We start from the raw sequence: 13830 nt of genomic DNA, 5'->3' as shown, positions 1-13830 counted from the left end.
GGGCCGTGTTCCGCTATGCGGTTGTCAATTTGCGAAAGAAATTATGCGTCACCAAGCGTTTTCCAGCGCAGCACGCAAGGAGCGGAGCGACGCAGCGAAAGCGGGCGGCGCCAGCCGCACGCGGACATCCCGCTGGGGGCACCACAGAATCTGTGAAGCCCGTTACCAATTCGGTAGCGGGCTTTTTCCTACCCATACGCCGGGATTCGAACCCCGAAGGCATAAAATCACACTGTCATCCAAGGGCCCGTGGACAAAAAATAGCAAATATGAGTACTGTTACCAATTTAGTAACAGCGATTTCATGCCATCAGAAGGCGATTTGGACACAAGGCGTCCTACGGCGGAGGAATTGCAGGCATTTATCAGCTAAGTACTTGGACATATGTTGCGTAACACTGCATATTTTGCAAAAAGATAATGCTACAGGGCTTGTGACAGTACTCATATTTGACGTTTTTTCCCCACGACCCCTTATTGTGTGGGCGAATCAGTTGCAAAGCGGGATCCAAAGCGTCCTTCGCAAACAAATAGCCGGGGCCCGCGCGATGCGGACCCCGGCTCAATACCGTGACGATATGTCAGTTACGCTCTACACGTAGAACAGGATGTCGTCGTAGGTCGGAACCGGCCAGTAGTCGGCGGCCACGATCTCCTCCATGGCGTCCACGGCAGCACGCAGCGTATCCATAGCGGGAACGACCTCGTGCGCGTACACGTTGGCCTGCTCCTGGCCATCGAGAGCCTCGGCCTTCTGATGCACGGCGTCGAGCGCCTTGATGGAGTCGTTGATGGCGGTGATACCGTTGCAGAGCTTGTTGAGCGTGTTCTGCTCGCACTGCATGGCAGCCTCAGCACCGGCGGCACGAATAGTCTCAAGGCCCTTAGCGACCTTGGTGGCATAGGCGGTAATGACCGGGCGATAGGTACGACGCGCCTCGCGAACCATCGTGGTGGCCTCGATGTTCATGAGCTTGTTGTACTTCTCGAGCTTGCAGTCATAGCGGCACTGGGCCTCGGCCCTGGTCAGGACGCCCGTCTCCTCAAAGAGCGCAATGGCCTTATCGGAAACAAAGGCGGGAAGAGCGTCGGCCGTGGTCTTGTTGTTGGCAAGGCCGCGCTTCTCGGCCTCGATGGGCCACTCGTCGGAGTAACCGTCGCCGGAGAACAGGATGCGCTGGTGATCGGTCAGCACCTTCTTGCAGTACTCGAGCGCGGCGTCCTGGAACTTATCCTCGGGCGTACCCTCGAGCGCATCGGCGAAGGACTTGAGCGACTTGGCAACGGCGGCATCGAGCACCAGGTTGGAGTCGGAAACGTTTTGCTCGGAGCCGCAGGCACGGAACTCGAACTTGTTGCCGGTGAAGGCGAACGGGGAGGTGCGGTTGCGGTCGGTGTTGTCCTGCATCAGTTTGGGCAGGGTATCGGCGCCCAAGTCAAGCACGCCGCGCGTGGCATGGACGGAAGCCTTGCCATCGATGATCTTCTCGACAACCTCGGTAAGCTGGTCGCCCAGGAAGATGGACATAATCGCCGGAGGAGCCTCGTTGGCGCCCAGACGATGATCGTTGCCGGCCGAGGCAACGGAGGCACGCAGGAGCTCCTGATAGTTATCGACGGCCTCGATCACCGCGGTGAGGAAGACGATGAACTGCAGGTTGTCGAGCGGGGTGTCGCCCGGGTCGAGCAGGTTCTCGGACTCGGTGCCAAGCGACCAGTTGTTGTGCTTGCCCGAACCGTTGATGCCCTCAAAGGGCTTCTCGTGCAGCAGGCAGACCAAGTCGTGACGGGAGGCGATGAGCTTCATCTTCTCCATCATGACCAGATTCTGGTCGATGGCCTCGTTGACCTCGCCGTAGACAGGGGCGAGCTCATGCTGGCAGGGAGCGACCTCGTTGTGCTTGGTCTTGGCAGGAATGCCAAGCGCCCACAGTTCATCGTCCAGGTCCTTCATATAGGACGAGACGGTGGGGCGGATAGCGCCAAAGTAGTGTTCCTCGAGCTCCTGGCCCTTGCAGGGAGCAGCACCAAAGAGGGTGCGCCCGGTGATGACCAGGTCCCTGCGCTTGCGGTAAGCGTCCTTCTTGATCAGGAAGTACTCCTGCTCATCGCCCACGGAAGGAACGACCTTCTTGGGGGTCTTACCAAACAGCGCCAAAACGCGCTTGGACTCACGCGAGAGTGCGGTCATGGAGCGCAGCAGCGGGGTCTTCTTGTCCAGGGCCTCGCCCGTGTAGGAGCAAAAAGCCGTGGGGATGCACAGGACATCGTCCTTAATGAATGCGGGGCTGGTGGGATCCCAAGCGGTGTAGCCACGGGCCTCGAAGGTGGCACGCAGGCCGCCGTTGGGGAAGCTGGAGGCGTCCGGCTCGCCCTGGATGAGGTTCTTGCCCGTAAACTTGGTAATGGCGGTGCCGTCGTGGTTGGGCTCGAGGAAGCTGTCGTGCTTCTCGGAAGTAATGCCCGAAAGCGGCTGGAACCAGTGCGCGTAGTGCGTCGCGCCCTTGGAGATGGCCCAGACCTTCATGGCGTGGGCAACGGCGTTGGCCACATCCAGGTCAAGCGGCTCACCGTCCTCGAGGGTTGCAGCAAGGCGCTTCCAAATGTCCTTGGGGAGGTAGTCCTTCATGACTTCCTCAGAGAACACCATGGTCCCGAAGCGGTCAGTAAGTTCGGCCATACGGAACTCCCTTCGTATCGGCACCGCGTGAGAAGCGGTGTTGATTACTAACGAACGAGTCATAGATTAGGCTCGTCGTGTTTCCGCAACATTACCGTTATGTTGCTGTCACGAAACCAATCAATGAGGTTACCGCATCGCGGCGGCGTTGCCGCCCTCAACAGCCAATCAACTGTATAAATTGCAGACCTCTCCCCATGGTTTAAGGGTAGTCAATTTGGGATGGGGCTCTATTAACTGGTATTTCGCATCAGATACCAGTCTTTACTGCCCCATCTTAGATTGACCGCCATGTTATAGGGAATGCCGATAGCAAGGCATCTTTGATTGGTATCCCCAAATAGCGAGTGAAACTCCACCGTGACACAGTGGTGCTGTAGAATCCTTACAACACATCACACTATTACGTATCTAGAGGAGCACGATATGCGCGTCGACGAGGTTTTTAAGCAGGCAGCATCCCAGGGCACCGCACCCGTTTCGTTTGAGATGTTCCCGCCCAAGGGCGAGCTTACCCTCGACACGGCCCGCGAGGTGGCGGGCAACCTGTGCAAGCTTTCGCCGAGCTTTGTCTCGGTTACTTGCTCGGCCGGCGGCTCGGGCAACGGTGCCACCACCGCCCCCATTGCGCATATGATTACGAGCGAATTCGATACACCCTCGGTGGCACACCTTACCTGCGTGGGCCGTTCGCACGCCGATATCGCCGCCAAGATCGATGAGTACCGCACCGCCGGCGTGGAAAACATCCTGGCCCTGCGCGGCGATCTCCCTGCCGGCGCGACCGAGGACGACAAGCCCGCCTCCGACTACGCCTACGCCCGCGACCTCATCCCCGAGCTCGTCGACGCCGGCTTTTGCGTGGGTGCCGCAGCCTACCCCGAGGGCCACATTGCCTGCGAGGATCTCAACCTCTCGGTCGAACACCTCAAGCAAAAACAGGACGCCAGCGCGAGCTTCTTTGTGACGCAGCTCTTTTTTGATAACGAGTGCTTCTATCGTTTTCGCGAGCTTGCCGACAAGGCCGGCATCACCGTGCCCATTACCGCGGGCATCATGCCGTTTATGGGCAAGTCGCAGATCAGCCGCATGGTCTTTATGTGCGGCGCGTCACTGCCCTCCCCCGTCATCAAGATTCTCGCCAAGTACGAGAACGACCCCGAGAGCCTGCAGGCAGCCGGTGTAGATTATGCCGCCCGTCAGCTTTGCGACCTCAAGGAGCACGGTGCCGCCGGTCTGCACCTGTACACTATGAATCGTCCTGCGATCGCCGCGACCATTATGGAGCGCCTGGGGTAATGGAAAAACCGCACATCGATACAACCGCTGTCGAAGTGCCGGCCGACCTTGCGTCGCCGGCGCTTTACCGTGTCGATGCTGCGCACCATCCCCGTGTCGACCGTGCCGAGATGCTGCGGTATCTGGGTTACGGCGGCCAGCAGATTGAGCCCGAGCTGTCACGACGTATTGAGCTTGTGGTCGAGCGCCTTGAGCTGGACATTGAGCCCCGCGGCGTGCGGCGCGTGTTTACCGTCGATGCCACGGGCGTGGACGAGCAGGGAGAGCCTTGCATCCGTCTGGTTGGCACCAACGTTGAGCTGCGCGGTCGCGACATCTATCGACATCTCAAAGACGCCCGCTTTGCCGCGCTCATGGCATGCACCCTCGGCATGGACGCCGAGCGCCGCCTGCGTACCACGGGAGCCCAGCAGCCCCTGGAGGGAGCCGTGCTCGACGCCGCATGCTCTGCCTATGTAGAAGCCGCCGTCGAGCAGATGGACCAGCAGGTCAAGGCTGCGGCCGCTGCACACGGGCTCGCCGGTAACTGGCGCTTTAGTCCCGGCTATGGCGACTGCCCGCTCTCGGCCCAGCGCTCAATCGTGGCTGCGCTCAACGCCACACGGCTCATCGGGCTTACCGTTACCCCCACCAGCCTGCTCATGCCCACCAAGAGCGTGACCGCGGTGATCGGTCTGTTTGACGGCGAGGTCCACGACGCCCAGAGCCGCCCCACCTGCAATATCTGCCGCATGCGTGAGCACTGCCGCTTCCATGCCGCCCACACCACCTGCTATTCCAGCCATTAGGAGCCATCGATGTCTACTCCGCTTATCACTCATGATTCTGACGGTACTGCACTGGCGGCACCTGTCAATACTGCGCGCTGCAACGGCGCTGTGTACAAGACGCGCACGATCGACGACCTTCGCATTAAGGACGATCGTCTGCGCGCCGCCATCAAGGGCACCGGGCACCTGCTGTTTGACGGCGGCATGGGCACCATGTTGCAGGCCGCTGGCATGAAGGCGGGCGCCCTGCCCGAGCTGCTCAACTTTGAGGAGCCCCAGGTCATCACCGATATCCAACGTCAATATGTCGAGGCAGGCTGTGACGTGATCACCGCCAACACCTTTGGCGCCAACGCGCACAAGCTCGATGGCGCCGCCACCGTGGCAGATGTCTTTGCCGCCGCGGTCTCTTGCGCCCGCGCGGCCGGTGCCCATTACGTCGCCGGCGACATCGGCCCCATCGGTGCGCTGCTTCGCCCCCTGGGCACCCTCAGCTTCGACGAGGCCTACGACCTCTTTGCCGAGGAAGTGCGTGCCGGCGTCGATGCGGGCGTGGACCTCTTTATTATCGAGACTATGACCGACCTGGCCGAGATCAAGGCAGCCGTCCTCGCCTGCCGCGAGAACTCCGACCTGCCCGTCTTTGCCACCATGACCTTCGAGGAAGACGGCCGTACCTTCCTGGGAACGAGCCCCGAGGTCGCCGCCATCACGCTCGACGCTATCGACGCCGACGTTCTGGGCATCAACTGCAGCCAGGGACCGGCCGAGCTCCGAGGGCTCGCCGCACGCATGCTCACCGTTACCGACAAGCCCATCATGGTGCAGGCCAACGCAGGACTGCCCCGCGTGGACGACGACGGCAACACCGTCTTTGATATCCAGGCTCCCGAATACGCCAAGGCCGTCGCCGGCATGATCGCCGACGGCGTGAGCGTCGTGGGCGGTTGCTGCGGCACCACGCCGGCGCACATGGCGGCCTTGCGCACGCTTATCGACAACCACACGTCCAGCCCGCGCCACCGCAAGCCCAGCATGTCGGTCACGAGCGCCCAAACGGTCGTGGACCTTCCCTGCGACGGCCACAAGATCGCTGTCATCGGCGAGCGCATCAACCCCACCGGCAAAAAGCGCCTGCAGCAGGCCCTACGCGACGGCGACCTGGACTACGTCGTAAGCCAGGGCATCAGCCAGCAGGAACAGGGCGCCGACATCCTGGACGTCAACGTGGGCCTGCCCGAGATCGACGAGGTCAAGATCATCCAGCAGGCAACCGAACAGCTCCAAGGCTCCACGCTCCTGCCGCTGCAGATCGACTCCACCGACCCCGCTGCCGTCGAGGCCGCCGTGCGCCGATACGCCGGCAAGCCCATCATCAACTCGGTTAACGGCAAGCAGCAGATCATGGATGAGATCTTTCCGTTGGTTGCCCACTACGGCACCAACGTCGTCGGCCTTACGCTCGACGAAGGCGGCATCCCCGATACCGCCGAGGCCCGCTTCGCCATCGCCGAGCGCATCGTGGCCGAGGCCGCCCGCTACGGCATTGGCCCGGACCGCATCCTCATCGACTGCCTGGTCATGACCGCCTCGACCAATCAACGCCAGGCCGAGCAGATCCTGCGCGCCATGTCCCTGTGCAAGGAGCGCCTGGGCGTCAAATGCGCGCTCGGCGTGTCGAACATCAGCTTTGGCCTGCCCGCTCGCCCGCTGCTGGGTTCGGTCTTTTTGGCCGCCGCTTTTGGCGCGGGTCTGGACGCCCCCATCATGAACCCGGGCTCCAAGCGCTTTATGGATACCGTCTACAGCTATCGCGTCCTGAGCGTTGAGGACGAGGGCTCGACCGGATACATCGAGCGCTATGCCGGCTGGACCGATCCGTATAAGATCGCCGCCAACCCGGCAGCAGCTCAGGCCGCATCGACCGACACCGTGCCCGCTGCCGGCACCGACGGCACCGACGGCAACGACGACCCGATTCGTCGCATGGTCGTCTCGGGCCGCAAAGGCGAGATCGCTGCCGAGACCGAGCGTCTGCTGGCAGACCACGACGCCATGGACCTCATCAACAATCACTTTATCCCCGCCCTCGACGAGGTTGGCGTCCTCTTTGACCAGGGCAAGTTCTTCTTGCCGCAGCTTATGGCCTCGGCCGAAGCCGCACGCGTGGGCTTCGACACCATCAAGCGCCTGATGCCCGCCGGCGAGATCGCCGACAAGGGCAAGATCTGCGTGGCCACCGTCAAGGGCGACATCCACGACATCGGTAAGAACATCGTCAAGATGCTGCTCGATAACTACGGCTATACCGTCTTTGACCTAGGCCGCGACGTCGACCCGCAAGAGGTGCTCAAGACCGTGCGGGAGCGTGACATCAAGCTCGTCGGCCTCTCGGCGCTTATGACCACCACCGTCGTCGCCATGGAGGAGACCATCAAGTTGCTCCATGCCGAGGTGCCGGGCGTCAAGATCATCGTAGGCGGCGCCGTGCTCACCCCCGAATACGCCAAGCAGATCGGCGCGGACTACTACGCCAAGGATGCCGCCGAAAGCGCGCGCATCGCCGAAGAGGTCTTTGGGCAGTAACACAACGGAAACAACCGAGCACCAAAACGTGCCGCATGCGCCACTTGGCACGTGCGGCACGTTAGAATAGAAAAGACTATGCTCGTTTTGGCAGATAGGAGCGCAAGGATGGCGATCACGCCCGCAGAAATCGCGGAAACCCGCGGCATGGTTGAGGAGCAGAACCTCGACATCAGGACCATCACCATGGGTGTTTCGCTCATGGGTTGCGGTGACGAGAACCTCGACCGCATGTGCACGAAGATCTACGACCACGTGACGCACACGGCTGAGCATCTGGTCGAGACCGCCGAGAACCTCGAGCGCGAGTACGGTATCCCCATCGTCAACAAGCGCGTCTCCGTTACCCCGGTGGCGCAGATCGCCGCTTGCTGCAAGGATGAGGACCTCACCCCTATCGCGCACGCCCTCGACCGCGCGGCCGAGACGCTCGGCATCGACTACCTGGGCGGCTTCTCCGCACTCGTCCAGAAGGGCATCGGCGACGCCGATCGCCGCGTTATCCAGTCCATCCCCCAGGCGCTCGCTACCACCAGCCGCGTCTGCTCCAGCGTCAATGTTGCTAGCCTGCGCGCTGGCATCAACATGGACGCCGTGCTTATGGCGGCCCAGACCATCATCGATGCCGCTAGACTCACGGCCGACCAGGATTCCGTCGGCGCTTCCAAGTTTGTCTGCTTTGCCAACATGGTCGAGGACTCCCCGTTTATGGCGGGCGCCGTCCACGGCGGTGGCGAGGCCGACGCCGTCATCAACGTAGGCGTCTCGGGCCCCGGTGTTATGGCCGCAGCCCTGGAGACGCTGCCCGATTCCGCCTCGATGATGGAAGTCGCCGAAAAGATTAAGCAGACCGCCTTTAAGATCACCCGCGCCGGCGAGCTCATGAGCCGCGAGGCCGCCCATCGCCTGGGAGTCGAGAAGGGCATTGTCGACCTGTCGCTGGCCCCCACGCCCGCCATCGGCGACTCCGTCGCGCGCATCCTCGAGATCATCGGCGTGGGCACCTGCGGTGGCCCCGGCACGACCTGCGCGCTCGCCATGCTCAACGATGCCGTCAAGAAGGGCGGCGTCATGGCCAGCTCCAGCGTGGGCGGTCTCTCCGGCGCTTTCATCCCCGTGTCCGAGGACGCCGGCATGATCGCCGCCGTCGAAGCCGGTGCGCTTTCGCTCGAGAAGCTCGAGGCCATGACCTGCGTGTGCTCCGTCGGCCTGGACATGATCGCCATCCCCGGCGACACCCCGGTCGAGACCATCGCCGGCATCATCGCCGACGAGATGGCCATCGGCGTCATCAACAACAAGACCACGGCCGTCCGCGTGATTCCCGCCATCGGCAAGGGCGTGGGTGACTGCGTCGAGTACGGCGGCCTGTTCGGCCGTGCACCCATCATGCCGGTGAACCCCAACGCCGGCACCGTGCTCGCCCACCGTGGTGGACGCTTCCCGGCACCGCTGAACTCGCTGAAGAACTAGCTGAGGGGTTCGGGCGAGGAGCCCCGGGGAGGGCAAATATATAAGGTCGCCTGCTCGGACAGTCCTGACTCGCACGGAGAGCACATTAAGTGCTCTCCGGCTCGTGCGGAACTCGCGATCGACCTTATATATTTGCCCTCCCCGGGGCTCCCGCACAACGGGACCTCGGTTGGGTTCTATCCCGGTTGCAGTTGCTTCGCTCCTGCACCACATGGTTGATACGGCGGTTTGGCGTTGGATCGGTTCTTTCTGATATATGCTGGTTGCGGCTCTTCTTTTGGGAGGAGTCGCTTTTTTGTTGCTAGGAGGTTGGCCCGTGGTTGATGGGGATGCTCGCTCTGAGCTGCTTTCCACAGATTGGAACCAGGAATGGATGCGCCTGCAGGCTGGTCGGCGGCGGGCTGATGACTCTTTTGAGTGGGATAAGCGGGCTCGGCATTTTCGGCCGCTTGAGACTGCTCCGTATGCCCGGGACTTTATGAAGCTGTTGGCGTTAAAGCCTGGTGAATCGGTGCTTGATATGGGGTGTGGGGCTGGGTCGATTGCCATTCCGCTTGCTCAGGCTGGGCATCCTGTGATTGCTGCTGACTTTTCCCCTGCCATGTTGGGCACGCTTGATGCTGGCATTGAGTACTATGGGCTCGAGGATCGCATTACGCCGCTTGAGCTTGCTTGGGATGATGATTGGGATTTGGTTGGACCGGTCGCGAAAGCGGTGGATGTTGCCTTTGCCAGTCGGTCGGTTACGACGACCAATCTAAAAGATGCGCTTGCCAAGCTTGATCGAACGGCTCGTCGGCGTTGTGCTGTCACGATGGTCGCCAACTCCAGCCCGCGCTATGATCTGCACTTGATGAACGCTATCGGCGCCTCGGTTACCTGCAGTAATGGCTTTGTGTATGCTTTTAATATCCTCATTCAGATGGGTGCCCTGCCGCAGGTTACGTACTTTGAATCGCCTCGTCGCGATACCTTCGATAGCCTTGAGGCGGGCGTGGCGGACTTCTCCCGCATGCTCGAGCACGGTAACGAGGATAAGATCGACCGTCTGCGCGTCTACGTCGCTCAGCATATGATTGAAAATCCCCATGCCGGCGAGCCAGGGTCCAAGGGCGTGCCGCAGGGGCGCTATATGCTCGACCATATCCGTAAGGTTCGCTGGGCGTTTATTGCATGGGAACCGGTCTCTGAATCCCGCTCGTAGCCCGTTCACAGCCCGAGCTGCCCATCACCTCGGCATCCGCATTCTTTGCGAACTGGGCAAACGCGCTCCACACCGCGCCGTTCCTGCGCTATCGTGGGACAGCTCACGTAGATTAAGGCCCCGTCGCGGGGCACCCCATACATAGAAAGCGAGAACCCATGGCACTGACAGGAGCCCAGGTCAAGCAGCTTCGCAGCATGGCCCATCACCTCAACCCCGCCATCATCATCGGTAAGTCCGATGTCAACGAGGGCACCGTCGAGCAGACGGTCGCCTACCTGGAGAAGCATGAGCTCGTTAAGTGCTCCGTGCTCGATGGCTCCAGTCTTTCCGCCCGCGAGGCCGCCGAAGAGCTCTCCGAGCGTTGCCACGCCGAGGTCGTCCAGGTCATCGGCCGCAAGTTCTCGCTGTATCGCGAGTCCTCGCGCAAGGACATCGAGAAGATCAAGCTCGTCTAAGAGCCAATGATTCTGCGAGCCAACACATAGCAAGCTTTCGGGTGCCCAAGTACTTCGGGCGCCCGTTTTTTATCGCTCGACCAGCACGCGATTGAGCCGCCCCTCCACCAAGCGCTCGTATAGACGCCGCGTCTCGGGCTCGGGCACGCCATTGACCTGCTCCCTCAGATGGTGCATATGCCCGCTGTACAGCTCGACGATATCGCGCCGCCGCCCCGCCGCACTGTAGACGCGCATGGCGCAGCGCACCATATCCTCACGCGCCGTTTCCTGTCGAAGCCCCGACTCCGCCAGCCAAATCGCCGACTGCAGATCGTTTTCTTCTAGAGCGGCATTTGCTCCCTTAATCATGCAATCGATGTACTTTGACTGCATAATGCGTCGCATACGCAAAAAGTAGGTGGGGTTACAGCCATTGGGAACATACAGCGGTCCGGCATAAAGCTGCTCAATCTTAAGGCACAGCTCAACTAAATGGGGCCCGCGTGCGCCCGTGCGATTTCCCAAAACCTCGCGGCTTATCTGGTCAAACAGCCGTACATCGGTCTTGACGTAGTCGCCGTTGAGTCCGATGCATTCATTTTGGATGAGCACACACGACTTGCCATCCGGCGTCGGTCCCAAAGCCGACCGCAAGCGCGATATCGTCGAGTACAGGTTGTTGCGGGCGCTATTGAACTCGGCATGGGGCCACAGCTCCATGGCCAGCGTCTCACGATCGACGAGCGCATCCATGCCCAGTGCAAGCCGCTCGGCAAGTGTCGCCGCCTTCTTGCGGCGCCACATTTTGTCCGTGATGGGAAACCCGTCGCGCTCGGCGCGAAACGCGCCAAACATGCGAATCTCGATATGGTCGATGGTATCAACGGCTTCAACCTCGCCGGCCTGGAACAGGCGCTCGCCCTCCCCTTCCAAATCGTCGCGCAGCGAGTACCGCGACAGCTCGCGCACGGGAAGCTTCTTGCGAATCCTGGTCGCCGGCTCGCCCAGACAATGCATGGCAAGGCGCGCAAAGAGCCGATACGATGGCTCTAGAATCCCCGCACGATTCATGGACATCCAGGCCGCAAGATCGCTATCTCGCCCCGCACAGGCCAAATGCAGCGCCACCATCCAGGCCTCCGCTCCACCAACCTGCGTCTGGCTTATATCGAGCAACTCCGCTTCCTCACGTACCGAAACCATCGAGGTGTTACGCAGATACGCCGCGCGCTCCAGCAGCAATGCGTTATCGCGCATGTACGCAATCGACTCTTCGGCAAGTTTGAGCACTTGGACCGCACGGAACTTTGCATTAACCGGCCGTCCCTCTGCCAGCGACTGCCAGCCTTCTAGCAACAGGCCAAACAGCTGAATCTGGTTATCGCGCATGCGCACGGCAAAACGATCGAGCTCGTTGAACGCCGCGTCGTCGGTTACCGGCAGGCCGGAAAGGAGCCGCCGTGCCGCCAGCACCATGCGCACCCAGATAGCCATCGCCTTAAGCCCACGTACGTCGAGCGCCTCCCGCACCACCGTCATCTCGTCGTCGCGCTCGTCGGTTCCCGCAAACGACCCGTCAAAGAGCTCCACCAGCATGCTATCGGCCCGTATAACAATCCCCGCGATGTCGAGCTCACAGTCGTAGGCCTTGCTCGTTTTGAGCTGCTGTAGAACGCCGCCGTCATCTCCCCGTTCGGTCAGGCATCGCTTGACCTCGATATGCGCGGACAGCATGTCGAGTGCGGTGTGGGACGTCTCTATTTCTGGCACGGCCAGGTTCGTAGGAAGCCCAAGCCCGTTGTCCCCATAGCAAACAGCCGTCAGTGTCTGGGCCACCCTCCATGAAACAGGGTCTATTTCGCAGGCCGCCCGTTCGCCCCCGCGCTCGATGACCGATGCCATATAGCGAGCGAGCTTTGTATTGGACACGCTGACCGCTGCCAGATATACGCCAAGCGCCTCGGCAGGCGTTGGCTCTGGAGCCGGATCCTCGGCATCGATCGTGCCCAGCGCTGCTCGGCAGATATCGGCCCCGTGCCCCGTCAGAGCCAGATCGACCCCATACTGCCCAGCAAGTTCAAGGACCGCATCACGGTCCAAAAAGGCGTCCGCCAGGCCCATCGCCGCATCGCATCGGCCCGCCTTAAGCAAAATCCGGGCCGCCCTCGGAACAAGTTCGGGGCGAACCTCGGCCACCAACTTACGCAAGCGCAAGCGTCCGTTATCCTCCGTGCCCAGACACGTAAAACTCCGCTCGGCGGGGTCCAAGCCAAAGATCGGGTAGTCGCGTACGAAGTAGGACTGGTCGACCATCGATAGCCTCACCCCGCAAGCCTCGAGTTCTGCGATATTGCCCTCGCCCATCAAAATCATGAGACATGCCACGCAAAACAGTGCATTATTGTCGAGCGAAGCCAGGTCGACAAGTGCCGCGCCATATACGTTGACAATCTCGTTTTCGAGCAGACCGGCTACGTCGCCTTGGCCATACAGACCCGTCTGCAATGCCGAAACGAGCTCGGGCACGCCCTGCGTGAGCTGATAAAAGTCGAGCGATGTGCTGATCGAAAACGCCGATGCCCACGCCGAATACTCATAGGCATGCACCTTGAGCATCTGCGCATTGATCTTAACCGAATCGCCCAGCCCATGAATCAGTTGACGATTTGAAGGACGGCAGGAGATAAAGACCCCCACCCCCATAGCGCGCAGGCCGCGAATCCTGTCGATGAGGTCTTCGGTATCGTGCTGATCGAGGTTTGGCACATTATCAATCGCGATAAGGGAGTGCGGTTTGTCTTTGAGTTCTTCGGTAACCACCTCGAGCTGCATAAACACCTCGCGCCCAGTGGCGCGATCGGCCTCGATAATCCGCACGGGGCCTCGCGTCGGGTCGCATTTAACCTCATGGGTGTACTGCAGCAGCACCGAGGTCTTCCCAAACCCGTCGGGCGCATAAAGAACCACGATGCCGGCCTTTCGGCCCTTGGCGAGAAGCTCATTCATCAAGCGTTCGCGTCGCACCATATAGCCACCGCCCAGCGGCATCAGCTCGAGGTCGTCCATACTGCCCAAATCGTTTACCATGCCCGCTCCTCAACTCGACCGTATGGACACTGTAACCGCAAGACCATACAAGCCGCGCTATGAATAGAGCGACCTTGTGTTCTAGGTTGTCTTTTGGTACGCAAGCGGCAAGTTTTTGTACAGCGAGGGCCGATTGTTATTAATCCCCCGACTAATCGGTCTTTAAGCAGGTAAATGAGCTTGTCAGCTTGTCCCATCTAAGCGGCAGTGTAACGCAAATGAACAAGGTTCAGCTATGTCATTCAACTCGCCTAGCACCCGCTACCGTCTACGACCTTTTAGTGGCATTTT

General features: G+C 60.8%; 9 protein-coding genes. 7 read left to right on the top strand and 2 right to left on the bottom strand.

Annotated features, from left to right (window positions below):
* On the top strand, positions 1 to 373 hold a 373-nt coding region (locus DWW73_RS10285), incomplete at its 5' end, for a hypothetical protein (protein WP_233506797.1).
* Positions 374 to 592: 219 nt separating this feature from the next.
* Here DWW73_RS10285 and DWW73_RS04575 read toward each other — a convergent pair.
* Complete coding sequence (locus tag DWW73_RS04575; protein ID WP_117563614.1) at positions 593 to 2680, bottom strand: glutamine synthetase III; 2088 nt, start codon at positions 2678 to 2680, stop codon at positions 593 to 595.
* A 426-nt stretch (positions 2681 to 3106) separates the two neighbouring features.
* Here DWW73_RS04575 and DWW73_RS04570 point away from each other — a divergent pair, with 426 nt between their 5' ends.
* From DWW73_RS04570 to DWW73_RS04545, 6 genes are all read left to right on the top strand, one after another.
* Complete coding sequence (locus DWW73_RS04570; protein ID WP_117563615.1) at positions 3107 to 3979, top strand: methylenetetrahydrofolate reductase; 873 nt, start codon at positions 3107 to 3109, stop codon at positions 3977 to 3979.
* Complete coding sequence (locus DWW73_RS04565) at positions 3979 to 4767, top strand: hypothetical protein (protein ID WP_117563616.1); 789 nt, start codon at positions 3979 to 3981, stop codon at positions 4765 to 4767. Before DWW73_RS04570 ends, DWW73_RS04565 begins: the two co-directional genes overlap by 1 nt.
* A 9-nt stretch (positions 4768 to 4776) precedes the next feature.
* Positions 4777 to 7335, top strand: a complete 2559-nt coding sequence (locus DWW73_RS04560; protein ID WP_199407863.1) for a homocysteine S-methyltransferase family protein — start codon at positions 4777 to 4779, stop codon at positions 7333 to 7335.
* Between the two features lie 108 nt (positions 7336 to 7443).
* The gene (locus DWW73_RS04555) at positions 7444 to 8808 is read left to right on the top strand and encodes a PFL family protein (RefSeq protein ID WP_117563617.1); all 1365 of its coding nucleotides are present in this window, start codon (positions 7444 to 7446) and stop codon (positions 8806 to 8808) included.
* Positions 8809 to 9124: 316 nt separating this feature from the next.
* A complete protein-coding gene (locus DWW73_RS04550) occupies positions 9125 to 10012 on the top strand; it encodes a methyltransferase domain-containing protein (protein WP_233509122.1) in 888 nt (295 codons plus the stop codon).
* Between the two features lie 158 nt (positions 10013 to 10170).
* Positions 10171 to 10470 carry a YhbY family RNA-binding protein gene (locus DWW73_RS04545; protein WP_117563618.1) on the top strand — a complete coding sequence of 100 codons (300 nt, stop codon included), beginning with the start codon at positions 10171 to 10173 and terminating at the stop codon, positions 10468 to 10470.
* A 69-nt stretch (positions 10471 to 10539) separates the two neighbouring features.
* Here DWW73_RS04545 and DWW73_RS04540 read toward each other — a convergent pair whose 3' ends face one another.
* Positions 10540 to 13539: a BTAD domain-containing putative transcriptional regulator gene (locus tag DWW73_RS04540; RefSeq protein ID WP_117648552.1), complete on the bottom strand. Its 3000-nt coding sequence runs from the start codon at positions 13537 to 13539 to the stop codon at positions 10540 to 10542.
* Positions 13540 to 13830: the final 291 nt, after the last annotated feature.

The sequence above is a fragment of the Collinsella sp. AF16-8 genome (genome assembly GCF_003462695.1).
Taxonomy (GTDB): Bacteria; Actinomycetota; Coriobacteriia; order Coriobacteriales; family Coriobacteriaceae; genus Collinsella.
This window is presented reverse-complemented; position numbering and strand designations above follow the sequence as displayed.

What these genes read in the sequence shown, in the direction of transcription:
- DWW73_RS04540 (WP_117648552.1), bottom strand. Translation starts at nt 13,539, where the DNA reads ATGGTAAACGATTTGGGCAGTATGGACGACCTCGAGCTGATGCCGCTG.
- DWW73_RS04545 (WP_117563618.1), top strand. Translation starts at nt 10,171, where the DNA reads ATGGCACTGACAGGAGCCCAGGTCAAGCAGCTTCGCAGCATGGCCCAT.
- DWW73_RS04565 (WP_117563616.1), top strand. Translation starts at nt 3,979, where the DNA reads ATGGAAAAACCGCACATCGATACAACCGCTGTCGAAGTGCCGGCCGAC.
- DWW73_RS04570 (WP_117563615.1), top strand. Translation starts at nt 3,107, where the DNA reads ATGCGCGTCGACGAGGTTTTTAAGCAGGCAGCATCCCAGGGCACCGCA.
- DWW73_RS04575 (WP_117563614.1), bottom strand. Translation starts at nt 2,680, where the DNA reads ATGGCCGAACTTACTGACCGCTTCGGGACCATGGTGTTCTCTGAGGAA.
- DWW73_RS04555 (WP_117563617.1), top strand. Translation starts at nt 7,444, where the DNA reads ATGGCGATCACGCCCGCAGAAATCGCGGAAACCCGCGGCATGGTTGAG.
- DWW73_RS04560 (WP_199407863.1), top strand. Translation starts at nt 4,777, where the DNA reads ATGTCTACTCCGCTTATCACTCATGATTCTGACGGTACTGCACTGGCG.